This is a genomic window from Cronobacter condimenti 1330 (genome assembly GCF_001277255.1).
Classification (GTDB): Bacteria; Pseudomonadota; Gammaproteobacteria; order Enterobacterales; family Enterobacteriaceae; genus Cronobacter; species Cronobacter condimenti.
Genome location: NZ_CP012264.1, coordinates 447,596 through 470,610 on the forward strand (window position 1 = coordinate 447,596; position 23,015 = coordinate 470,610).

At 54.9% G+C, this 23,015-nt stretch carries 28 protein-coding genes; 15 read left to right on the forward strand and 13 right to left on the reverse strand.

Annotation, left to right across the window (positions count from 1 at the left end):
* The first annotated feature begins 148 nt into the window (after positions 1-148).
* The 4 genes from AFK62_RS02075 (at position 149) to mtgA (ending at position 5,147) form a co-directional block, all read left to right on the forward strand.
* On the forward strand, positions 149-1,084 hold the full coding sequence (locus AFK62_RS02075) for a TIGR01212 family radical SAM protein (RefSeq protein WP_032984445.1): 936 nt from the start codon (positions 149-151) through the stop codon (positions 1,082-1,084).
* Positions 1,085-1,195: 111 nt separating this feature from the next.
* Positions 1,196-3,535, forward strand: a complete 2,340-nt coding sequence (gene arcB / locus AFK62_RS02080) for an aerobic respiration two-component sensor histidine kinase ArcB (RefSeq protein WP_007673257.1) — start codon at positions 1,196-1,198, stop codon at positions 3,533-3,535.
* 236 nt (positions 3,536-3,771) lie between these two features.
* Positions 3,772-4,425, forward strand: coding sequence for an isoprenoid biosynthesis glyoxalase ElbB (gene elbB / locus AFK62_RS02085; RefSeq protein ID WP_007673253.1), 654 nt, complete (start codon positions 3,772-3,774; stop codon positions 4,423-4,425).
* Positions 4,422-5,147, forward strand: a complete 726-nt coding sequence (gene mtgA, locus AFK62_RS02090; protein WP_007673251.1) for a monofunctional biosynthetic peptidoglycan transglycosylase — start codon at positions 4,422-4,424, stop codon at positions 5,145-5,147. Before elbB ends, mtgA begins: the two co-directional genes overlap by 4 nt.
* A 14-nt stretch (positions 5,148-5,161) precedes the next feature.
* Here the strand turns inward: mtgA and npr are convergent, their stop codons facing one another.
* The 11 genes from npr to AFK62_RS02145 form a co-directional block, all read right to left on the reverse strand.
* On the reverse strand, positions 5,162-5,434 hold the full coding sequence (npr, locus tag AFK62_RS02095) for a PTS phosphocarrier protein NPr (RefSeq protein ID WP_007673249.1): 273 nt from the start codon (positions 5,432-5,434) through the stop codon (positions 5,162-5,164).
* Complete coding sequence (gene rapZ, locus AFK62_RS02100; protein ID WP_007673248.1) at positions 5,431-6,285, reverse strand: RNase adapter RapZ; 855 nt, start codon at positions 6,283-6,285, stop codon at positions 5,431-5,433. The genes npr and rapZ overlap by 4 nt, the downstream gene beginning before the upstream one ends.
* Before the next feature lie 64 nt (positions 6,286-6,349).
* On the reverse strand, positions 6,350-6,835 hold the full coding sequence (ptsN, locus tag AFK62_RS02105; protein WP_007673246.1) for a PTS IIA-like nitrogen regulatory protein PtsN: 486 nt from the start codon (positions 6,833-6,835) through the stop codon (positions 6,350-6,352).
* Positions 6,836-6,917: 82 nt separating this feature from the next.
* Complete coding sequence (gene hpf / locus AFK62_RS02110; RefSeq protein WP_007673229.1) at positions 6,918-7,205, reverse strand: ribosome hibernation promoting factor; 288 nt, start codon at positions 7,203-7,205, stop codon at positions 6,918-6,920.
* A gap of 22 nt (positions 7,206-7,227) precedes the next feature.
* Positions 7,228-8,667: an RNA polymerase factor sigma-54 gene (gene rpoN / locus AFK62_RS02115; protein WP_007673226.1), complete on the reverse strand. Its 1,440-nt coding sequence runs from the start codon at positions 8,665-8,667 to the stop codon at positions 7,228-7,230.
* 97 nt (positions 8,668-8,764) lie between these two features.
* Positions 8,765-9,490 carry an LPS export ABC transporter ATP-binding protein gene (lptB, locus tag AFK62_RS02120; protein ID WP_007673224.1) on the reverse strand — a complete coding sequence of 242 codons (726 nt, stop codon included), beginning with the start codon at positions 9,488-9,490 and terminating at the stop codon, positions 8,765-8,767.
* 6 nt (positions 9,491-9,496) lie between these two features.
* Positions 9,497-10,054, reverse strand: coding sequence for a lipopolysaccharide ABC transporter substrate-binding protein LptA (gene lptA, locus AFK62_RS02125; protein ID WP_053531687.1), 558 nt, complete (start codon positions 10,052-10,054; stop codon positions 9,497-9,499).
* Positions 10,023-10,598, reverse strand: a complete 576-nt coding sequence (lptC, locus tag AFK62_RS02130; protein WP_032984439.1) for an LPS export ABC transporter periplasmic protein LptC — start codon at positions 10,596-10,598, stop codon at positions 10,023-10,025. The genes lptA and lptC overlap by 32 nt, the downstream gene beginning before the upstream one ends.
* Positions 10,595-11,161 carry a 3-deoxy-manno-octulosonate-8-phosphatase KdsC gene (gene kdsC, locus AFK62_RS02135; RefSeq protein ID WP_007673219.1) on the reverse strand — a complete coding sequence of 189 codons (567 nt, stop codon included), beginning with the start codon at positions 11,159-11,161 and terminating at the stop codon, positions 10,595-10,597. The genes lptC and kdsC overlap by 4 nt, the downstream gene beginning before the upstream one ends.
* Positions 11,162-11,176: 15 nt before the next feature.
* On the reverse strand, positions 11,177-12,163 hold the full coding sequence (gene kdsD / locus AFK62_RS02140) for an arabinose-5-phosphate isomerase KdsD (protein ID WP_007673216.1): 987 nt from the start codon (positions 12,161-12,163) through the stop codon (positions 11,177-11,179).
* A gap of 14 nt (positions 12,164-12,177) precedes the next feature.
* Positions 12,178-13,155, reverse strand: a complete 978-nt coding sequence (locus AFK62_RS02145; protein ID WP_007673215.1) for a calcium/sodium antiporter — start codon at positions 13,153-13,155, stop codon at positions 12,178-12,180.
* A 233-nt stretch (positions 13,156-13,388) separates the two neighbouring features.
* Here AFK62_RS02145 and mlaF point away from each other — a divergent pair, with 233 nt between their 5' ends.
* From mlaF to murA, 7 genes are all read left to right on the forward strand, one after another.
* Complete coding sequence (gene mlaF / locus AFK62_RS02150) at positions 13,389-14,204, forward strand: phospholipid ABC transporter ATP-binding protein MlaF (protein ID WP_007673213.1); 816 nt, start codon at positions 13,389-13,391, stop codon at positions 14,202-14,204.
* A gap of 7 nt (positions 14,205-14,211) precedes the next feature.
* A complete protein-coding gene (gene mlaE, locus AFK62_RS02155; protein WP_004385085.1) occupies positions 14,212-14,994 on the forward strand; it encodes a lipid asymmetry maintenance ABC transporter permease subunit MlaE in 783 nt (260 codons plus the stop codon).
* Between the two features lie 3 nt (positions 14,995-14,997).
* A complete protein-coding gene (gene mlaD / locus AFK62_RS02160) occupies positions 14,998-15,549 on the forward strand; it encodes an outer membrane lipid asymmetry maintenance protein MlaD (protein ID WP_053531688.1) in 552 nt (183 codons plus the stop codon).
* Positions 15,550-15,564: 15 nt separating this feature from the next.
* Positions 15,565-16,194, forward strand: coding sequence for a phospholipid-binding protein MlaC (gene mlaC / locus AFK62_RS02165; protein ID WP_032984438.1), 630 nt, complete (start codon positions 15,565-15,567; stop codon positions 16,192-16,194).
* Positions 16,194-16,496: a lipid asymmetry maintenance protein MlaB gene (mlaB, locus tag AFK62_RS02170; protein ID WP_032984437.1), complete on the forward strand. Its 303-nt coding sequence runs from the start codon at positions 16,194-16,196 to the stop codon at positions 16,494-16,496. The genes mlaC and mlaB overlap by 1 nt, the downstream gene beginning before the upstream one ends.
* Before the next feature lie 124 nt (positions 16,497-16,620).
* A complete protein-coding gene (gene ibaG, locus AFK62_RS02175; protein WP_007673201.1) occupies positions 16,621-16,875 on the forward strand; it encodes a BolA family iron metabolism protein IbaG in 255 nt (84 codons plus the stop codon).
* A gap of 52 nt (positions 16,876-16,927) precedes the next feature.
* Positions 16,928-18,187, forward strand: coding sequence for a UDP-N-acetylglucosamine 1-carboxyvinyltransferase (gene murA, locus AFK62_RS02180; RefSeq protein ID WP_007673197.1), 1,260 nt, complete (start codon positions 16,928-16,930; stop codon positions 18,185-18,187).
* Between the two features lie 143 nt (positions 18,188-18,330).
* Here the strand turns inward: murA and sfsB are convergent, their stop codons facing one another.
* Entirely contained in the window at positions 18,331-18,594 is a 264-nt protein-coding gene (gene sfsB, locus AFK62_RS02185; RefSeq protein ID WP_007673194.1) for a DNA-binding transcriptional regulator SfsB, read from the reverse strand.
* Positions 18,595-18,904: 310 nt separating this feature from the next.
* Entirely contained in the window at positions 18,905-19,876 is a 972-nt protein-coding gene (gene ispB, locus AFK62_RS02195) for an octaprenyl diphosphate synthase (protein WP_007673191.1), read from the reverse strand.
* 257 nt (positions 19,877-20,133) lie between these two features.
* Here ispB and rplU point away from each other — a divergent pair, with 257 nt between their 5' ends.
* From rplU to cgtA, 4 genes are all read left to right on the forward strand, one after another.
* Positions 20,134-20,445 carry a 50S ribosomal protein L21 gene (gene rplU, locus AFK62_RS02200; RefSeq protein WP_004385077.1) on the forward strand — a complete coding sequence of 104 codons (312 nt, stop codon included), beginning with the start codon at positions 20,134-20,136 and terminating at the stop codon, positions 20,443-20,445.
* 19 nt (positions 20,446-20,464) lie between these two features.
* A complete protein-coding gene (gene rpmA / locus AFK62_RS02205; protein ID WP_007673187.1) occupies positions 20,465-20,722 on the forward strand; it encodes a 50S ribosomal protein L27 in 258 nt (85 codons plus the stop codon).
* Between the two features lie 96 nt (positions 20,723-20,818).
* Positions 20,819-21,784: a DMT family transporter gene (locus tag AFK62_RS02210; protein ID WP_007673185.1), complete on the forward strand. Its 966-nt coding sequence runs from the start codon at positions 20,819-20,821 to the stop codon at positions 21,782-21,784.
* Positions 21,785-21,800: 16 nt separating this feature from the next.
* Positions 21,801-22,973 (forward strand): Obg family GTPase CgtA, encoded by a 1,173-nt coding sequence (gene cgtA / locus AFK62_RS02215; RefSeq protein WP_007673182.1) that lies wholly within the window; start codon positions 21,801-21,803, stop codon positions 22,971-22,973.
* The last annotated feature ends 42 nt before the right edge of the window (positions 22,974-23,015 follow it).

Below are 23,015 nucleotides of genomic sequence, written 5' to 3' on the forward strand. Positions count from 1 at the left end.
AGTAATCAGCAGAAGAGTGATTAAAAGATCGATTGAAGTGAATCATTATTCATTAGGAAAAGGCAGGGCGGGCGCTTGATCCATGTCATCGCCGAACACGTATAAAAATGGCAGGCTGACGCCCTTTTGGTGGGCGGCTTTTCAGATTATGCAGTTACAAAAATTAGTCAATATGTTTGGCGGCGATCTGGCGCGTCGCTACGGTCAAAAAGTTCATAAACTCTCCTTACATGGCGGTTTCAGCTGCCCAAACCGTGACGGTACGCTGGGGCGTGGCGGCTGCACGTTCTGTAATGTCGCGTCTTTCGCTGACGAAAACCAACAGCATCTCGCGATTGCCGAACAACTGGCGCAACAGGCCGGGCGGGTAGATCGCGCACGCCGCTATCTTGCTTACTTCCAGGCTTATACCAGTACATTCGCTGAAGTGAACGTATTACGCGAGATGTATCAGCAGGCGATAAGCCAGGCCGATATCGTTGGCCTGTGCGTCGGTACTCGCCCGGACTGCGTACCGGAAAGCGTGCTGGATCTGCTCACGGGGTACCATGAACAAGGGTATGAGGTCTGGCTGGAGTTAGGGTTGCAAAGCGCACGGGATAAAACGCTACACCGTATCAACCGTGGGCACGATTTTGCCTGTTATCAGGATACGGCGCGCCGGGCACGAGCCCGGGGACTTAAGGTGTGCACGCATCTGATTGTGGGCCTGCCGGGCGAAACCCGCACCGACGCGCTGACGTCGCTTGCACGCGTAGTGGAGACCGGCGTTGATGGCATTAAGCTCCATCCGCTGCATATCGTTGAAGGCAGTATTATGGCGAAAGCCTGGCGGGCGGGGCGGCTTTCCGGCATTGCGCTTGATGATTATGCGATGACCGCGGGCGAGATGATTCGCCACACGCCCCCGGAAATCATCTACCATCGTATCTCGGCAAGTGCCCGCCGCCCCACGCTGCTCGCGCCGCTGTGGTGCGAAAACCGCTGGATCGGCATGGTCGAAATCGATCGTTACCTTAATCAGCACGGCGTGCAGGGTTCCGCCCTTGGAAGGCCCTGGCGCGCCGCGCCGGGCACCCTCTGAACGCTGCTTTTTACACCACTCGCCATGTCATCCCGCACTTTTTTGCCTGAATTCCCGCCTGAGAGATGGTTTTAGGTATTATTGAACGGAATATCAGTACAGGAATCCCTTATGAAACAGATCCGCATGCTGGCGCAGTATTACGTTGATTTACTGGTAAAGCTTGGCCTGGTGCGCTTTTCGCTCCTGCTGGCCCTGGCGCTCGTGGTGCTGGCGATGGCGGTGCAAATGGCCGTTACCATGGTGCTGCACGGCCAGGTAGAGAGCATCGATGTTATCCGTTCGATTTTCTTTGGTCTGTTGATTACACCGTGGGCGGTCTATTTCCTGTCAGTGGTGGTAGAGCAACTGGAGGAGTCGCGCCAGCGCCTGTCTAAACTGGTCGATAAACTTGAAGAAATGCGCGAACGCGACCTGAAGCTCAATGTGCAACTTAAAGACAATATCGCCCAGCTGAATCAGGAAATCGCTGACCGCGAAAAAGCGGAAGCCGAGCGCCAGAATATGCTGGAGCAGCTGAAAGTGGAGATGAAAGAGCGCGAAGTGACGCAAATTCAGCTGGAGCAGCAATCCTCTTTTCTGCGCTCGTTTCTCGACGCCTCGCCGGATCTGGTGTTCTACCGTAACGAAGACAAAGAATTTTCAGGCTGTAACCGGGCTATGGAGCTGCTCACCGGTAAAAGCGAAAAGCAGCTGATTGGCCTGAAACCGCATGAAGTTTATGCACCCGAAGCGGCAGAAAAAGTGCTGGAGACGGATGAAAAAGTCTTTCGCCATAATGTGTCGCTTACTTATGAGCAGTGGCTCGACTACCCGGACGGGCGCAAAGCCTGCTTTGAGATCCGCAAAGTGCCTTATTACGACCGCGTGGGCAAACGCCACGGGCTAATGGGCTTCGGGCGCGACATTACCGAGCGTAAGCGCTATCAGGACGCGCTCGAGCGCGCCAGCCGCGATAAGACCACGTTTATTTCCACCATCAGCCATGAACTGCGCACGCCGCTTAATGGCATTGTCGGTTTAAGCCGCATTCTGCTGGACACCGAGCTCAGTGCCGAGCAGGAGAAATACCTGAAAACTATCCACGTCTCTGCGGTGACGCTTGGCAATATCTTCAACGATATTATCGACATGGATAAAATCGAGCGGCGCAAAGTGCAGCTTGATAACCAGCCTGTCGATTTCACCAGTTTCCTGGCCGACCTGGAAAACCTCTCTGGCCTTCAGGCGCAGCAGAAAGGGCTGCGTTTCGTGATGGAGCCGGTGCGTCCGGTGCCGCATAAAGTGCTGACCGACGGCACGCGTCTTCGCCAGATCCTCTGGAACCTCATCAGTAACGCGGTGAAATTTACCCAGCAGGGCCAGGTAACGGTGCGCGTCAGCTATAACGAAAACGAACAGCTACGCTTTGAGGTAGAAGATTCCGGCATCGGCATTCCGCAGGAAGAGCAGGATAAGATCTTCGCCATGTATTACCAGGTGAAAGATAGCCAGGGCGGTAAACCGGCGACGGGGACCGGGATTGGGCTTGCGGTGTCACGTCGTCTTGCGAAAAGCATGGGCGGCGATATTACGGTTTCCAGCAAGCCGGGCCAGGGCTCGACCTTTGTGCTGACGGTACAGGCACCGCGCGTGGCCGAAGAAGTGGAAGATACGCTGACCGACGATGAGATGCCGCTGCCCGCGCTGCATGTCCTGCTGGTGGAAGATATCGAACTGAACGTTATCGTGGCGAGTTCGGTGCTGGAAAAACTGGGGTGCAGCGTCGAGGTGGCGATGACCGGCAAAGCGGCGCTGGAGATGTTCAGCCCCGGTGAGTTCGATCTGGTGCTGCTGGATATCCAGTTGCCGGACATGACCGGCCTTGATATTTCACGTGAGCTTAACCGCCGCTATTCCCGCGATGCGCTACCGCCGCTGGTGGCGCTGACCGCCAACGTATTGAAAGACAAAAAAGAGTATCTGGAAGCGGGCATGGACGACGTGCTGAGCAAGCCGCTGGCGGTCCCGGCCCTGACGGCGACCATTAAAAAGTTCTGGGATACACCACCTGAAGATGAGGAACATGACGTGACGACACACGACGACGACAAGCAGCAGGCGCTGCTTGACCTCCCGATGCTGGAGCAATATTTGCAGCTCGTTGGCCCGAAACTCATCACGGACGGCCTGGCGATGTTTGAAAAAATGATGCCTGGCTATCTGAGCGTGCTGGAATCAAACCTCACCGCGCGCGATCAAAAGGGGATTGTGGAAGAAGGACACAAAATTAAAGGTGCGGCGGGGGCGGTCGGATTGCGTCATTTGCAGCAGCTGGCGCAGAAAATCCAGTCGCCCGATCTTCCGGCGTGGTGGGATAACGTTGGTGAATGGATCGAAGAGCTAAAACAGGAGTGGCAACACGACGTCGAGGCGCTCAAATCGTGGGTTGCCGGGGCCGGAAAAAAATGACCCCGGCTAAACCGGGGTGCGCGAATACTGCGCCAACACCAGGGAAATCGAGGCCTCGCCATTGATTAATGATGTTGATCTTTTTAACTGCGTGGCGCGGCCTGAGTGGTCAATGCGCTCGTACATAAGATAGCAAATCTTAAATGATTTGTTATGTGAATCAGTGAAATGTGTGAAGCATAGCGTTTAAATCACGTTTTACTTAAGGTTTCAACGGTTTAACTTAAGGATAAATCATGAAAAAAATCGGCGTGGTTTTAAGTGGGTGCGGCGTTTATGACGGCTCGGAGATTCATGAGGCGGTTATTACCCTGCTGGCGCTGGCCCGTAATGGCGCCCAGGCGGTCTGCTTTGCCCCCGATAAACCACAAGCAGACGTGATTAATCACTTAACGGGCGAACCGACAGGCGAGACACGGAACGTTCTGGCCGAGGCGGCGCGCATCGCACGCGGTCAGATTACCCCGCTGCATGAGGCGCAGGCTGAAGCGCTTGATGCCCTGATTGTGCCGGGCGGATTTGGCGCGGCGAAAAACCTCTGCGATTTCGCCACGCGCGGCAGCGAATGTACGGTCGATCCTGCGCTTCATTCCCTTGCAACCGCGATGCACGAGGCCGGTAAACCGCTCGGGTTTATCTGCATTGCGCCAGCGATGCTGCCAAAAATTATCGCGGCGCCTTTGCGCCTGACCATCGGCACCGATGTGGATACTGCTGAACTGCTGGAAGAGATGGGTGGCGAACATGTGCCGTGTCCGGTGGACGATATTGTGGTGGATGAAGATAACAAGGTGCTGACGACCCCCGCTTATATGCTGGCAGAAAGCATCGACGAAGCCGCGGCCGGTATTGAAAAGCTGGTAGCGCGGCTGGTGGCGATGTGCGCATGAGTAAAGCGCGTGGTTCGCTGTTTGCTCGCCTGCGGCGTCTGCTGCTGCGGACGTTTCTTATCGTGGCGGGCGTCTGGCTTGCCGGCATTTTGCTGTTCAGTTTTATGCCGGTGCCGTTTTCAGCGGTGATGGTTGAGCGCCAGTTTTCCGCCTGGTTTAGCGGTGACTTCAGCTATGTGGCACATTCCGACTGGGTGAGCATGGATGAGATCTCGCCGTGGATGGGGCTTGCGGTTATCGCTGCTGAAGATCAGAAATTCCCGGAGCACTGGGGTTTTGATATGGCCGCTATACAGAAAGCTGTCTCCCATAATGAGCGCAGCAGCCGCATTCGCGGGGCGTCCACGCTGTCTCAGCAAACGGCCAAAAACCTGTTTCTGTGGGATGGTCGCAGCTGGCTGCGCAAAGGGCTGGAGGCCGGTTTAACGCTCGGCATCGAAACCGTCTGGAGCAAGCGCCGCATCCTGACGGTCTATCTGAATATCGCGGAATTCGGCGAGGGCGTGTTTGGCGTGGAAGAGGCCTCGCAGCGGTATTTCAACAAGCCTGCCCGCCGCCTTAGCGCATCGGAAGCAGCATTGCTCGCGGCCGTTTTGCCTAACCCGATACGTTTTAAAGTGAGCGCGCCGTCAGGCTACGTGCGTACGCGTCAGCAGTGGATTTTGCGCCAGATGCGCCAGCTTGGCGGGGAGTCCTTTATGGCGCAGCATGCGCTGCGCTGAAGGAGAGAAGGGCGTTATTCTTCGTCAAAGCCTGCGTTAAAGAGCGCAATGACAGCCGCCAGCGCTTCTTTTTCCTGCGGTCCGTTGGCTTCTATTTCAATATGACCGCCCTGTGCGGAATCCAGCATCAGTAGGGCGATAACGCTGCTGGCTTCCGCTTCGGTGCCTGCCTCATTACGCAACAGCACTTCGGCATCAAAGCTCTGTACGAGTTCGAACAGTTTCATGGCCGGACGGGCATGCATCCCGAGCTTATTGGTGATTTCAACGGTCTGCTTTACGGTCATGATTTGCGTTTTTCCAGCGTGCGGTGGCGGGACTGAACGTTCTTGCCGCGCGAGCGGAAATAATCCGCCAGCTGTTCGGCAATATAGACAGAACGGTGTTTACCGCCGGTGCAACCGATAGCGACGGTCAGATAACTACGGTTGTTGGTTTCGAGCATCGGCAGCCACAGTTCCAGGTAGCTGCGCGTCTGGTAAATGAAGTTGTGTACTTCGGTGTGACGGTCGAGGAATGCGGCTACGGGCCTATCAAGACCCGTCATTGGACGCAGTTTCGGGTCCCAGTGCGGGTTTGGCAGAAAGCGCACATCAAAAACATAATCAGCATCGATAGGGATGCCGTGTTTAAAGCCGAAGGATTCAAACACCATCGTCAGTTCACGCTCTCGTTTGCCGAGCAGCCGCGTGCGCAGCATTTCCGCCAGTTCATGCACTGACATTTCCGAGGTGTCGACGATGAGATCCGCGCGCGATCGCAGCGGCTCCAGGAGATCGTTTTCTTCATCGATGGCGCTTTCCAGCGACAGGTTTTTACTGGAGAGCGGATGCAGACGACGCGTGTCGCTGTAGCGGCGAATCAGCGTATTGCGATCGGCGTCGAGGAACAACAGTTGCGGAGAAAACGCATCAGGCAGGCTATTCATCGCCTGTTCAAATACCTCCGGGGATTCTGGCATATTGCGCACATCAATACTGACTGCCGCGGATATCTGCCGGTCTGACAGCGTGCGCGCCAGGTCAGGCAGCAACACAACGGGCAGGTTATCGACGCAGTAGAACCCCATATCTTCCAGCGCGCGCAGGGCGACTGATTTCCCTGACCCTGAACGCCCACTGACGATCATCAGAACCATCTGCTGTTTCTCCACACTTCAGACCGGCTAACCGGTGCTTCCTGGATTGTGCCTTTCAGCACGGTCATTCACTCTCTTCACTGGTTTCAGTGATTATCTGATAGAGCTCTTCATCGGTTTGCGCGGCGCGCAGACGACGGCAAATCGTTTTGTCCGCCAGCCTTTTCGCCACCAGCGACAGCGTATGCAGATGCGTTTTAGTTTGATCTGCCGGCACCAGCAGCGCGAAGAGTAAATCTACGGGCTGGTTATCAATAGCGTCAAAAGGAATCGGCGTTTCGAGCTGTACGAAAACACCTACGGCGCGCAGCGTGTCCTCTTCCAGTTTGCCGTGCGGAATGGCGATGCCGTTACCAATCCCGGTACTCCCCATCCGCTCACGGGTAAGGATCGCTTCAAATACGACCTGCGGCGACAGGCTGAGCTGTTTTGCCGCCAGCTCGCTGATAATTTCCAGGGCGCGCTTTTTGCTCTGGCAGTGTACGCCGCTGCGGGTGCATTCCTGGTTTAAAACATTGCTCAATGGCAGAGCGGAATCATTATTCATCATAATTTCACCTAAGCGTTTTCTGGTGCGACGGCTCGTCGTACGGGCCGCGAGCCGTCGGTGTCCCAGCGAAACGCCCGGACAATTAATGTTGTTTCAGTTTATCTTTGTGTTTAGTGAGCTGCCGCGTCAGTTTATCAATCAAACCGTCGATGGCGGCGTACATATCCTGGCCTTCCGAACTGGCATGCAGCTCCCCGCCGTTCACATGCAGGGTGGCGTCGGCGACTTGCGTCACCTTTTCCACCTTCAGCACAATATAGACCTGATTAATCCTTTCGAAATACTGTTCCAGCTTGGCGAACTTGGTCGTGACGAACTCGCGCAGCGATTCAGTGATTTCGACGTTATGTCCTGTGATGTTGAGCTGCATAGTGTCTTCCTTATCGGTTGGGTCAGACCAGCTGTTTGCGCTGATTTGACGGCGGTATGGATAAAGACTCTCGATACTTCGCAACGGTACGGCGGGCCACCATGATCCCTTGTTCTGACAGCATAGACGTCAGCTTGCTGTCGCTTAGGGGTTTCGCGGGGTTTTCCGCTGCAATCAACTTCTTCACCAGCGCGCGAATAGCCGTAGACGAGGCTTCGCCGCCGCCCTCGGTGTTTACGTGGCTTGAGAAGAAATACTTTAATTCGAAAATGCCGCGCGGGCTGTGCAGATATTTTTGCGTGGTGACGCGGGAGATGGTGGATTCGTGCATTTCTACCGCCTGGGCGATATCGGCGAGCACCATCGGCTTCATATACTCTTCGCCCTGCTCGAAGAACGCCTGTTGCTGTTCGACGATACAACGGCTGACGCGCAGCAGCGTGTCGTTACGGCTCTCCAGGCTTTTGATAAGCCATTTTGCTTCTTGCAGGTTGCTGCGGATGAACTGGTTATCTGATTCATTGCGCGTGCTGTTAGACATCGCGGCGTACTGCTGATTGATTTTGAGGCGCGGAATGCTGTCGGAATTAAGCTCGACGCTCCAGCGTTCGTTATGCTTGCGCACCAGCACGTCGGGAATGACGTATTCCGGCTCGCCAGTCTGGATCGACTGCCCGGGGCGCGGATCGAGCGACTGGATCAGATTCACCGCCTCTTTCAGCACCTCTTCTTTCAGCCGCGTAACACGCATCAGACTGCGGAAATCGTGATTAGCTAACAGATCGAGATGATCGCTGACAATCTGGCGCGCCTGCGCAAGGAAGGGTGTTTCGGCGCTGAATTGTGACAGCTGGATTAACAGGCAGTCGCGCAGATCGCGAGCCGCGACGCCAACAGGGTCGAAACGCTGTACGCGCTTGAGGACGGCTTCTATTTCTTCTGGGCCGATGTCGCCATCGCTGTCGCCCATGCCGTCGAGAATATCCTGCACTGAGACGGTGAGGTAACCCGTATCATCTACCGCGTCGACAATCGCCGTAGCGATTGCGCGATCGGTGTCCGTAAAAGGGGTCAGCTGCACCTGCCACATCAGGTAATCCTGAAGACTTTGCGTGGTTTCGCCCTGATAGACGGGAAGCTCGTCGTCGATGTAGTCGGCGCCGGTGCCTGACGGCGTTCCCGCGGTATAGATCTCGTCCCAGCTCGCATCAAGCGGCAGCTCGTCCGGCATCTCTTTTTGCTCCAGCGCTTCGGCGGTATCCAGCCCTTCGCTGTCGCGTGTTTCCTGAGTGGCAATTTCGTCGTGAATGTCGGTTTGCTCAAGCAGGGGATTACTTTCCAGCGCCTGTTGCAGCTCCTGCTGGAGCTCCAGCGTAGACAATTGCAACAAGCGGATGGCCTGCTGCAACTGCGGCGTCATGGCGAGCTGTTGGCTAAGCCTTAGTTGCAAACCTTGCTTCATATTCAGAGCAAAAATCCTCAGGTGTAAACGTCAAATAAGACCTGTTGCGGCGCGGCGCGCAAGGTGGCGCGCCGTTTCCGCCTGTTGCTCTACCCTATCAGAGTCTGAACTCTTCCCCAAGATATACGCGCTTAACCTGTTCATCCTGAAGGATGTCGTCAGGCGTGCCGTGGGCGATCAGATGGCCCTGACTGACGATATAAGCGCGTTCGCACACGGCGAGCGTTTCACGCACGTTATGGTCGGTGATCAGCACGCCGAGGCCGCTGTCACGCAGATGTTCAATGATGCGTTTGATGTCGATAACCGAAATCGGGTCGACACCCGCGAACGGTTCATCAAGCAGAATAAATTTCGGGTTAGCCGCCAGCGCGCGGGCGATTTCCACACGACGACGTTCACCGCCGGAGAGCGATTGGCCAAGGCTGTCGCGCAGGTGGTCGATATGAAACTCTTCCATCAGCTCTTTGGCGCGGTCTTCACGCTGTTCAGTGCTGAGATCGTCCCGGATTTGCAGCACGGCCATCAGGTTGTCGTAAACGCTCAGGCGGCGGAAAATCGACGCTTCCTGCGGCAGGTAGCCGATACCACGGCGCGCACGCGCGTGTAACGGCAGCAGGCTGATATCGTCTTCATCAATGATGATGTTACCAGCGTCACGCTGCACGATGCCTACCACCATGTAAAAGGTGGTGGTTTTGCCCGCGCCGTTCGGGCCAAGCAGGCCGACTATCTCGCCCGAATTTACCGTCAGGCTGACATCTTCCACTACGCGGCGGCCTTTGTAGGCTTTCGCCAGGTTTTTCGCAATGAGTGTTGCCATAAGGGGTTAGTTGCTCTTGTTCTGGTTCGGTGCCTGAGCGGCGCCGTCTTTATTTTGCAGCTGCGACGGCACCAGTACGGTGGTCACACGTTTACCTTTCTCGCTGAATGCCTGCATCTTCTGCTCTTTGACGAGATAGGTGATTTTGTCGCCCTTGATATTGCTGTCGAGCTGCTCAAGGTAGGCATCACCGGTCAGCACCACAAAATCATTTTGCAGTTCATAGTGCATCGTAGAGGCATGGCCTTTCACCGGTTTGCCGTTATCCTGCATCTGATAAAACGTGGCCGGTTTGCCATAACCGTCAATGACTTCTTTGCCTTTTTCGCCAGCGGGGCGCGTCACGACAACTTTATCGGCATTGATTTTAATCGTGCCCTGAGTCACCACGACGTTACCCGTGAAGGTTACCACGTTACCCTGCATGTCCAGAGACTGCTGGTCAGATTCGATATGGATAGGCTGTTCGGTATCGCCCGTCAGCGCGAGTGCCGGGAAGCCTGCTGCCAGCAGCGTACTGGCCAGTACGAGATTAAGGCTGAGTTTGTTTATTCTGGATTTCATAGGAGGTTCTAACCTTTTCAATCAGCTCGGCATTTTTGCTGCGAAGGTTCCCGCGCATTTTCAGGCCGCTGGAATTAAAGCTGGTGCCGTAAAGAGTAACAAGCGTATCAGAGGTAACATCCTGGGTGACCAGGTTTATCTCCGCCTTGTCGGTCGTAATTTTGCGCAACTGTGAATCTGGTGTTAGCGCGTTTACTTCCACATGACCGGTGAGGTAGAGCATCCTGTCATTGGTCAGTTTGGCACGATCCGCTTTCACCGACCAGGTCGGCACTTTATTGGTATCGAAGGTTGTCATCACCGGCTGTGTAAACCAGGAGACGCCCTCATCAGAAAAATATTCAACGTGCTGCGCTACCAGGCGATAATTCAGCGCGCCTTCCGGGCTATAGACCACCGTGTTTGACTGCTCGCTCTGGTAAGTCGGCTCGTTGCTGTTTACTGTCAGCGGGCCGCCTTCATCCTGATCGGCAAGGTTAATGCCAATCAGCACCAGCGCGGCTAACGCCAGCAGGATGATTATCCAGCGTCTGGTCTTACTCATATGGATTGCCCTATGGCCTCATCTAATTTTCCCTGCGCCAACAGCAGGAGATCGCAGACTTCGCGCACTGCGCCGCGCCCGCCAGGAATTTGGGTGACGTAATCGGCCTTCGGCGTCAGAAGCGGATGCGCATCTGCCACCGCGACGCTAAGGCCGACCTGCGCCATGACAGGCCAGTCAATTAAATCATCGCCGACATACGCAACATTTTCTGGAGAAAGCGCCAGTTTTTCTAGCAGCTGCCGGTAGGCGATGAGCTTATCAGATTGCCCCTGGTAGAGATGCGTAATGCCGAGCGTCTCGCAGCGGTCTTCAAGCAGTTTCGCTTTGCGTCCGGTAATGATGGCGACCTCAATACCGGAAGTCAGCGCGCAGCGAATGCCGTAGCCGTCGCGCACGTTAAAGGCTTTTAGCTCTTCGCCGCTGTTGCCCATATAAATCAGGCCGTCGGACATCACGCCGTCGACATCAAGAATCAGCAGGCGGATTTGCGCCGCATGCTCAATGATCTGCGCGCTCACCGGCCCGTAACAGGTAGAGATGGCGCCATCAGGGTTACTCATTAAACCTTTCCTTTGTTACACCACGCCTGCGCGCAGCAAATCATGCATATGTATCACACCGCGCAACTGGTCGCCATCAGCCACCATGACGGAAGTAATGTGGCGCGACTGCATCAGGTTAAGCGCATCGACGGCAAGCGTACCTGGCCGTACACGAATACCGCCTGGCGTCATGACATCAATAATCTTCATCTGGCTCAGGTCACCTCCCATATCGAAAACGCGGCGCAGGTCACCATCGGTAAAGACGCCTTCGATTTTCAGCAGATCGTCGCAAATTACCGTCATGCCGAGATTTTTACGGGTGATCTCAAGAAGGGCGTCGCGCAGAGAGGCCTCCCGGCTGACGTGTGGGATTTCATCCCCGGTATGCATAATGTCGTTAACCCGCAGCAGCAGCTTACGCCCGAGCGCCCCGCCTGGGTGCGAGAGCGCGAAATCTTCGGCGGTAAAGCCTCTGGCTCTTAGCAACGCGACGGCAAGGGCATCGCCCATCACCAGCGTCGCGGTGGTGCTGGTCGTCGGTGCGAGGCCGAGCGGGCACGCTTCTTGAGGGACTTTCACGCACAGATGAATATCCGCAGCCTTCGCCATGGCGCTCTCCGGGCGGCCTGTGATGCAGATAAGCTGCACCTGAAGGCGCTTGAGCACCGGAATCAGCGCCAAAATTTCGTTGGATTCGCCGGAGTTAGAAATCGCAATAACGATATCCTGCTCGCTGACCATGCCTAAGTCGCCGTGGCTCGCCTCCGCAGGATGCACAAAAAATGATGGCGTACCGGTGCTGGCGAACGTTGCGGCCATCTTTTTACCGATATGCCCTGATTTGCCCATGCCCATCACAACCACTTTGCCGCGACAATAGAACATGCTTTCGCAGGCGCGGGTAAAATCAGCGTTAATGTACTGGTCAAGCTGCGCCAGACCTTCGCGTTCAGTGGTCAGGACATCCTTCCCTGCTTGTTCAAAGTCAAAACCTGGCGGTAAATCTAGCTGTGACATAATGCGATTCCGATTCATCCAACGAGACGCGGCGATGCCCAGAACAGCATCACCATCCAAACGATAAACCCACATAATAATCCGGCGCCGGTTTTTTTACCGAGATACCGCTCAGGACGCCAGCACAACACCACAAAAACCACGCTTACCAGCAGCATCACGCCATAATCGCGCGTGAAGGCCAGCGAATCAAAACGACCGGGGGCCAACAATGCAGGCAGACCGGGCACGATCGCCAGATTGTAAACATTCGAGCCGATAATATTGCCGATGGCGATATCGTCTTCGCCTTTGCGCGCGCCAGCAATCGCCGTCGCCAGTTCCGGCAGGCTGGTGCCGATAGCGATAGCGGTAAGGCCGACGGTCAGTTCGCTAATCGCGAAACCGTGGGCCAGTACAGTGGCGTTATCGACCACCATGCGTGTCGCCATGGGCATAATAATGAGAGCCACAGCCAGCCAGAGAAAAGCCACCGAACGCCCGCCTTCACGCGGTAGTTCTGCGAGTTGCTCGCGCGTCAGACTATCGTTGCCCTGACGTTCCGCCTGGCGTGCCATGCGGATGATAAACCATAAATATGCGTAAGCGATGAGTAGCAGCAAAATGCCTTCAGCGCGTGTAAGCATGCCGTCCCACAGCACCAGCCCTGCCAGGGCGCTCACCAGTAGCATGGCGGAAAGCTCGCGGCGCAGCATAGAGGAATGCGCCGCCAGTGGACGTAAAAGGGCCGTTAACCCTGCAATCAGCAGGATATTAGTAATATTTGAGCCTATCGCCGTCCCGACGGCGAGGCTGGTTTCGCCATGCAGCGCGGCGGCGACAGAGACGATAATTTCAGGCAGGGAGGTGCCGATACCGACCACGGTGATGCCAATCAGCAGTGGTGGCACGCCGAGATTGCGACACAGTAACGAGGCGGCAAAAACCAGGCGGTCGGCGCTGTACACCACCAAAAGCAAACCAATTATCAACAGCGCCGTAGCTAAGAGCATGCAAAGTCCTTTCTTCAGGTATAATCGCCGGTCCACTGTGCCTGAATTGCTGGCCGCGCATACAGATCGTCAAGGAACGAAGTAAACTCTTAATTTTGACCAGATGCGCGCCAAAAGTAAAACAAATGCCAGCTTTCGCTAACCTCATCTGGGGATATTCTGTAAAAATAACCCCTTTGCGGTGTCGACTGGCGCCATTATGAACAACTATCTGAACGATAAGGGATGCGTTGATGAGCCAGATCGGTGAGACATTGATTGACGTGCGCGGCGTAAGCTTTACGCGCGGCAACCGATCTATTTTTGATAATATTTCGCTTACCGTTCCGCGCGGTAAAGTGACCGCCATTATGGGGCCGTCCGGCATTGGCAAGACCACGCTGCTGCGCCTCATCGGCGGTCAGATTGCGCCGGACTGTGGCGAAATCCTCTTTGATGGCGAAAATATTCCTGCAATGTCCCGCTCACGGCTTTATGAAGTGCGTAAGCGCATGAGCATGCTGTTCCAGTCCGGGGCGCTGTTTACCGACCTCAATGTGTTTGAGAATGTCGCGTATCCACTGCGCGAACATACCCGCCTGCCGGAGCCGCTGCTGCGCAGCACCGTGATGATGAAACTCGAAGCTGTCGGGTTGCGCGGGGCCGCAAAACTGATGCCCTCCGAACTCTCGGGCGGTATGGCGCGCCGCGCTGCGCTGGCCCGTTCGATTGCGCTGGAGCCAGATCTCATCATGTTCGATGAGCCCTTTGTTGGGCAGGACCCTATCACGATGGGCGTACTGGTGAAGCTGATTTCTGAGCTGAACAGCGCGCTTGGCGTCACCTGCGTGGTGGTGTCACATGACGTGCCGGAGGTGTTAAGCATCGCGGATTATGCTTACATCGTCGCAGACAAACGGATTGTCGCGCACGGTAGCGCGCAGGCGCTGCAAGAGAATACCGATCCACGTGTGCGCCAGTTCCTTGACGGCATCGCCGATGGACCGGTGCCTTTCCGCTATCCCGCCGGGGATTATCACCACGATCTGATTTCGCCAACAGGGAGTTAGTCTGCTCATGCTGTTAAATTTACTGGCGTCGATGGGGCAACGCGGACTGAAATTCAGCGCCTCTTTCGGCCGCGCCGGACTGATGTTATTTAACGCCATCATCGGTAAGCCGGAGTTTCGCAAACACGGCCCGCTGCTGGTGCGCCAGCTCTATAACGTAGGCGTTCTGTCGATGATCATTATCATCGTCTCGGGGCTGTTTATCGGGATGGTGCTCGGCCTGCAGGGGTATCTGGTGCTGACGACGTACAGTGCAGAAACCAGCCTCGGCATGCTGGTGGCGCTGTCGCTGCTGCGCGAGCTTGGGCCTGTGGTGGCGGCGTTGCTGTTCGCAGGTCGCGCTGGCTCGGCACTGACGGCAGAAATCGGCCTGATGAAAGCGACCGAACAGCTCTCCAGCATGGAGATGATGGCGGTCGATCCGCTGCGCCGTGTGATTTCGCCGCGCTTCTGGGCGGGGGTCATCTCGCTGCCGCTGCTGACCGTGATTTTCGTCGCGGTGGGCGTCTGGGGTGGCTCGCTGGTCGGCGTTAACTGGAAGGGCATTGACGCTGGCTTCTTTTGGTCCGCGATGCAGGACGCCGTCGACTGGCGTATGGACCTGATTAACTGTTTGATTAAAAGTGTGGTATTTGCCATTACGGTGACCTGGATTGCGTTGTTCAACGGTTACGACGCGATCCCGACATCGGCGGGAATTAGCCGGGCAACTACACGTACCGTTGTGCACGCTTCGCTGGCCGTGCTTGGCCTTGATTTTGTGCTTACCGCATTGATGTTTGGGAACTAACGCATGCAAACGAAGAAATTTGAGATCTGGGTTGGCGCTTTTATGCTGGTCGCACTGCTGGCTGCGCTGTTCATCTGTCTGAAAGTGGCGGATGTCACCTCTCTGCGAGCCGAACCAACATACCGGCTTTATGCCACCTTTGATAATATCGGCGGCCTGAAACCGCATTCGCCGGTACGTATCGGCGGCGTAGTGATTGGCCGGGTGTCCGACATTACGCTGGATCCAAAAACTTACCTGCCGCGTGTCGAGATGGATATTGAGCAGCGCTACGATCATATTCCGGATACCAGCTCGCTGGCGATTCGTACTTCCGGCTTATTGGGTGAGCAATATCTGGCGCTGAACGTCGGTTTTGAAGATCCCGAGCTCGGAACCGCTATCCTTAAAGATGGCGGCACGATTCAGGACACGAAATCTGCCATGGTGCTTGAAGATCTGATTGGCCAGTTCCTCTATAAGAGCAACAGCGGCGACAACCAGAACGCGGGCGGCGAGCAGGGTACTGCCGCCCAACCGGAGAACGCGACGCCGCCTGCCGGCGCGACGAACTAATCAGGAGAAACGGATATGTTTAAACGTCTTTTAATGGTCGCGATGCTGGTGATTGCGCCGCTCGCAACGGCAGCCGACCAATCCAACCCGTATAAACTTATGAACGAGGCGGCGAAAAAAACATTTGATCGCCTGAAGAATGAACAGCCGAAAATTCGCCAGAATCCGAACTATTTGCGCGATATTGTAGACCAGGAACTGCTGCCGTATGTGCAGGTGAAATATGCCGGCGCGCTGGTACTGGGACGTTATTATAAAGAAGCGACGCCTGCACAACGCGACGCGTATTTCGCGGCGTTCCGCGAATACCTGAAACAGGCGTATGGTCAGGCGCTGGCGATGTATCACGGTCAGACCTACCAGATAGCGCCGGAGCAGCCGCTCGGTGATGCCAACATCGTGCCGATTCGCGTAACTATCATCGACCCGAATGGCCGTCCGCCGGTGCGTCTGGATTTCCAGTGGCGTAAAAACAGCCAGACTGGTAACTGGCAGGCGTATGACATGATAGCGGAAGGCGTAAGCATGATTACGACCAAGCAGAATGAGTGGAGCGACCTGCTGCGCCAGAAAGGCATTGATGGCCTGACCGAGCAGCTGAAGTCAATTTCTCGCCAGCCGATTACGCTGGATCAGAAACAATAATGTCCGCTGAACTGCACTGGGAACGTCAGGACGCGCGGTTGCACTTAACCGGAACGTTGGATCGCGAAACGCTGATGCCGCTCTGGGATCAGCGCCAGACGCTTACTGACGGCTTGCAGCGCATTGATCTCAGCGGCCTTGCTCGCGTTGATACTGCCGGGCTGGCGCTATTGGTCCAGCTCATTGCGCTTGCACAAACGGGCGGGCGTAGCGTGACGCTTGAAGGCATGAGCGAGAATCTGACGACGCTTGCGAAACTTTACAACCTGCCGGAAAACGTTCTGCCGACCTCGACAGACTAATATTTTCAGCACGTTACTGATAAAGCCCCGTCCGGCTAAACGGCGGGGCTTTTTTGCTTGTTTAAGACAGCGCCACTTTGCTCTAAGATGTTGGGCTGTTTTCACTAAATAATGAATAAAGCCCATGGAAAATCATGAAATTCAGACGGTGCTGATGAACGCACTGCCTCTCCAGGAAGTCCACGTCTCCGGCGATGGCAGCCATTTTCAGGTCATTGCTGTGGGTGAGCTGTTTGGCGAGATGAGCCGCGTGAAGAAACAGCAGGCTGTCTACGGCCCGCTGATGGAGTTCATTGCCGATAACCGCATCCATGCGGTTTCCATCAAAGCGTTTACGCCCCAGGAATGGGAACGCGATCGCAAACTCAATGGTTTTTGAGCTGTGGGCGTTACGCCGGCAGCAAGTGATTGAATAACAGAGAACAGTTCTGATGGATAAATTCCGTGTGCAGGGGCCAGGCCGCCTTTCCGGCGAAGTGACGATCTCAGGGGCAAAAAACGCCGCGCTGCCGATCCTTTTTGCCGCCCTGCTGGCTGAAGAGCCTGTAGAAATTCAAAACGTACCGAAGCTTAAAGATATCGATACCACCATGAAGCTGCTGAGCCAGCTCGGCACCAAAGTCGAGCGCAATGGTTCCGTCTGGATCGATGCAAGCAAGGTGAATATTTTCTGTGCGCCGTACGAGCTGGTGAAAACCATGCGCGCCTCTATCTGGGCGCTCGGTCCACTGGTGGCGCGTTTCGGCCAGGGCCAGGTTTCACTGCCGGGCGGCTGTGCTATCGGCGCGCGTCCGGTCGATTTACACATTACGGGCCTTGAGCAACTCGGTGCGGAAATTAAGCTGGAAGAGGGTTACGTGAAGGCCTCTGTCCAGGGCCGCCTCAAAGGCGCGCACATTGTGATGGATAAGGTGAGCGTTGGTGCCACCGTGACCATTATGTCCGCAGCGACGCTCGCTGAAGGCACCACGGTTATTGAAAACGCCGCGCGCGAGCCGGAAATTGTCGACACCGCAAACTTCCTGAATACGCTTGGGGCAAAAATCACCGGGCAGGGCACCGATAAAATCACCATCGAAGGCGTTGAGCGCCTGGGCGGCGGTGTCTATCGCGTTCTGCCTGACCGTATCGAAACGGGGACTTTTCTGGTCGCTGCCGCGATTTCTGGCGGTAAAGTGATGTGTCATAACACGCGTCCTGACACTCTGGACGCGGTGCTGGCAAAATTACGTGAAGCAGGCGCGGATATCGAAACCGGCGAAGACTGGATCAGTCTCGATATGCACGGCAAACGTCCGAAAGCCGTTAACGTACGCACCGCGCCGCATCCGGCGTTCCCGACAGATATGCAGGCGCAATTCACGCTGCTGAACCTGGTTGCGGAAGGCACTGGCGTTATTACCGAAACTATTTTTGAAAATCGTTTTATGCATGTGCCGGAGCTTATCCGTATGGGCGCGCATGCGGAAATCGAAAGCAATACGGTTATCTGCCACGGCGTTGAGAAACTCTCCGGCGCTCAGGTTATGGCGACCGACTTGCGTGCGTCCGCAAGCCTGGTGCTGGCAGGGTGCATCGCAGAAGGTACGACGGTTGTGGATCGTATTTACCACATTGATCGTGGCTATGAATGTATTGAAGATAAGCTGCGCGCGCTGGGCGCCAACATCGAGCGCGTAAAAGGCGAATAACGCGTCTGCGCAAGTGCGCACACGGGCGATAAGCCTGTCGGGAAAGGCTGATATCCAGCGGCTCCCGGCAGGCTTTTTTATTGGTTATAAAAAGAAGAGGTCTCATAGCGGGATACAACAGCCGCGACCCTGCTCTAGTGCTGTCAGCGATGGCGGATCAGACGTGATCGATCAATAAATTCGTGTGTCACAGGATCGTGATAGCGTGAGGGCCAGATAATCCAGGGCTCAGTGCCCAATGCTTCTGCGATGATCTTCTCGCCTCTGGGCCAGGGGCGGGTCAGCGCGTTCGCAAGCGTTGAAGAACTCAGACCCGCTTTGCGAGATTCTGCGGCCAGCGATGAGCCTTTCTTGCGTAGTGCGGCAACGATATCGGCGGGGTGCCAGTCGATAAACTTACGTTCCATACATCCTCCCTGTTACGGCATTAAAACCCCCTGCGCAGTTCCATAAGGAACTGGTTGATCATTTATAACACAAAATTTTCTAAATGGTTCCAGTTACTTTTGGTTGTATTCAGAAGTGTGCGAATAACCACAAAGCGGATGTAAAGTATGCCATTGCCTCTAACGAGAATGATTGCCAAAAGATCGTTAGAGGTATCCAGGATCTTATAAAATCCGGAAACGTATTATCTGGAAAGTGGACGGTTGGCGTTCGCGCGAAAGGCGCTAATAAGAGCGGAAATTTCTCCGCGCCGAATGGCGCGGAGAAAGATTAATGATCGCGTTGGACCGACATGTGTGCCAGCGCAATCAGAGCGTCGCGCCAGGGAGAAGGGGAGAGAATTTCAAGCGCGGCGATGGCTTTATCCGCTTCTTCTTCTGCACGAGTGCGTGTCCATTCGAGCGAGCCACAGGCTGCCATCGTTTCCAGAACGGGATCCAACAGATGGCGCCCGTTGCCTTGTTCGATCGCCTCGCGGATCATCTGCGCTTGCGCAGGCGTGCCATTGTGCATCGCATGCAGCAGCGGAAGCGTAGGTTTGCCTTCGTTGAGGTCATCGCCCACGTTTTTACCGAGACGTTCACCGTCAGCGCTGTAATCCAGAAGATCGTCGATCAACTGAAATGCCGTACCGAGATAGCGACCATAATCTTGTAATGCGCGCTCCTGCGCTTCGCTTGCACCGGCCAGAATACCGGAGCATTGCGCCGCTGCCTCGAAAAGCCGCGCGGTTTTGCTGTAAATCACCCGCATGTAGCTCTCTTCGGTAATATCAGGATCGTTTACGTTCATCAACTGGAGCACTTCGCCCTCAGCAATAACGTTGACCGCTTCTGACATCACTTCAAGCACTTTGAGTGAGCCCAGGCTTGTCATCATCTGAAAAGCGCGGGTGTAAATAAAATCTCCCACCAGAACACTGGCAGCGTTGCCGAAGGCGGCATTGGCCGTCGCTTTGCCGCGACGCATGTCGGATTCGTCCACCACATCGTCATGCAACAGCGTGGCGGTGTGAATGAATTCGATGAGCGCGGCGATAGTGACATGCGCTTTCCCCTCATAACCGAGCGCACGAGCAGCGAGCACAGCAATCATCGGGCGAATGCGTTTGCCGCCGCCACTGACGATGTAATAGCCCAGCTGGTTGATAAGCTGCACGTCGGAATTGAGCTGCTCAAGGATGGTCTCGTTGACACCGGCCATATCTTGCGCGGTTAACTCATTAATTTTTTCTAAATTCATCGCAAAAGTCTGGCTATCGTCCTGTTTACCACAGTCTGTAAGGGAGAAGGTAAGGATAGTGGATTCTAAATGTAGTACAGATTGTACCGGAAAAACGCGGCAGATAAACGCTGCCGTCGCGGTTGTGTTTTTTTTCCGCACTGAACAACAAACGGGCTTGTCAAAGCGTCGCAATTTGCGTAATATTCGCGCCCTATTGTGAATATTTATAGCGCACTCTGATCATGCAAAAGGCGTGCGCGGAAGCGGAGTTCTATATGTACGCGGTTTTCCAAAGTGGTGGTAAACAACACCGAGTTAGCGAAGGTCAGACCGTTCGCCTGGAAAAGCTGGACATCGCAACTGGCGAAACTGTTGAGTTCGCTGAAGTTCTGATGATCGCAAACGGTGAAGATGTCAAAATCGGCGTTCCTTTCGTTGATGGCGGCGTAATCAAAGCTGAAGTTGTTGCTCATGGTCGTGGCGAGAAAGTTAAAATCGTTAAGTTTCGTCGTCGTAAACACTACCGTAAGCAGCAGGGCCATCGTCAGTGGTTCACTGATGTGAAAATCACTGGCATCAGCGCCTAAGACCTGAGGAGAGATTTAAATGGCACATAAAAAGGCTGGCGGCTCCACACGTAACGGTCGCGATTCAGAAGCTAAACGCCTGGGCGTTAAGCGTTTCGGTGGCGAAACCGTTCTGGCGGGTAGCATCATCGTTCGTCAACGTGGTACCAAATTCCACGCTGGCAACAACGTAGGTTGCGGTCGTGACCACACTCTGTTTGCTAAAGCAGACGGTAAAGTGAAATTCGAAGTTAAAGGCCCGAACAACCGTAAATACATCAGCATCGTTGCTGAGTAAGGTTTTCTCGGTCCGGTAACGGATTAAAGCCCCGCAACCTGTTGCGGGGCTTTTTACATTGGGAACCCGGTAATATTTTCTGTAGGGAAAACGGGCATGAAGCAGCAGGCCGGCATTGGTATTCTTTTGGCGCTTACGACCGCAATGTGCTGGGGTGCGCTGCCAATTGCAATGAAGCAGGTACTGGAAGTGATGGAGCCGCCCACCGTGGTGTTCTACCGCTTTCTGATGGCGGGAATCGGGCTTGGGTTGATCCTTACGATCAAAGGCAAACTACCGCCGATGGGCTTGTTTCGCAAACCGCGCTGGCTGGTTTTACTGGCAATAGCGACAGGTGGTCTCTTCGGCAACTTCATTCTGTTTAGTTCTTCCCTGCAATATTTAAGCCCCACAGCCTCGCAAGTAATAGGCCAGCTTTCGCCGGTTGGCATGATGGTCGCAAGCGTTCTAATCCTCAAAGAAAAGATGCGCGGCACGCAGGTTATTGGGGCATTGATGCTGCTTTGCGGACTGGTGATGTTTTTCAACACCAGCCTGATAGAGATCTTTACGCGGCTTACCGATTACACCTGGGGTGTGATTTTCGGGATAGGCGCGGCGACGGTGTGGGTAAGTTATGGCGTGGCGCAGAAAGTATTACTGCGGCGTCTGGCCTCGCAACAGATCCTCTTTTTGCTGTACACTTTATGTACTATTGCGCTGTTGCCGCTGGCGAAGCCTGCCGTACTGTTCCAGCTCAGCTCATGGCAAGTCGCCTGTCTTATTTTCTGTGGCCTGAATACGCTGGTGGGATATGGTGCGCTGGCAGAAGCGATGGCGAGATGGCAGGCGGCGCAGGTAAGCGCCATTATTACGCTTACCCCTTTGTTTACCTTACTATTTTCAGATGTGTTATCTGTTGCCTGGCCCGATTTCTTCGCCAGACCGATGCTAAACCTGTTGGGTTATCTCGGTGCGTTTGTCGTGGTTGCGGGTGCGATGTATTCCGCCATTGGTCACCGTCTTTGGGGACGGTGGCGCAAAAACGAAGCGGTTGGAGTACTCCCCCGCTCGGGCGAATGAATTACGGAGAAGTAAAATGAAGTTTGTTGATGAAGCTACGATCCTGGTCGTGGCGGGTGATGGCGGTAACGGCTGCGTAAGCTTCCGTCGTGAAAAATACATTCCGAAAGGCGGCCCTGATGGCGGCGACGGCGGTGATGGCGGTGATGTCTGGCTGGAAGCGGATGAGAACCTCAACACCCTTATCGATTACCGTTTTGAGAAATCTTTCCGCGCTGAGCGTGGTCAGAACGGGCAGAGCCGTGACTGCACCGGTAAACGTGGTAAAGACGTCACCGTCAAAGTGCCGGTCGGCACGCGTGTTATCGATCAAGGTACTGGCGAAACGATGGGCGATATGACCAAACACGGTCAGCGTCTGATGGTCGCTAAAGGCGGCTGGCATGGCCTTGGTAACACTCGCTTTAAATCTTCCGTTAACCGTACGCCGCGCCAGAAAACGATGGGTACACCGGGCGAAAAGCGCGATCTCCAGTTGGAACTGATGCTGCTGGCAGATGTAGGTATGCTGGGTATGCCAAATGCCGGTAAATCCACCTTTATTCGTGCGGTATCTGCGGCGAAGCCAAAAGTGGCGGACTATCCCTTTACCACGCTGGTGCCAAGCCTTGGCGTCGTGCGTATGGATAACGAGAAAAGCTTTGTTGTCGCCGACATCCCTGGTTTGATCGAGGGCGCGGCGGAAGGCGCTGGCCTTGGCATCCGCTTCCTGAAACACCTTGAGCGCTGCCGCGTGCTGCTGCACCTGATCGATCTCGATCCGATCGACGGTTCCGATCCGGCGGAAAACGCCCGCATTATTGTGGGTGAACTGGAAAAATACAGCGAGAAACTGGCTTCTAAACCGCGCTGGCTGGTCTTTAACAAAATCGACCTGTTGGATCGCGACGAGGCTGAAGCTAAAGCCAAAGCAATCGCACAAGCGCTGGGCTGGGACGATAAATATTATCTGATCTCTGCTGCGAGCCAGATGGGCGTGAAAGATCTTTGCTGGGACGTGATGCACTTCATCATCGAAAACCCTGTTGTTCACGAAGAAGAAGCGAAGCAGCCTGAAAAAGTCGAGTTTATGTGGGATGACTATCATCGCCAGCAGCTCGAAGAGATTGAAGCTGAAGCGGAAGAAGAGTGGGATGACGACTGGGACGAAGATGACGACGAAGGCGTTGAAATCGTCTATCAGCGTTAGTCATAAAGCCGGGGAACTGGCCTTATGATGTTTATAAAAGCC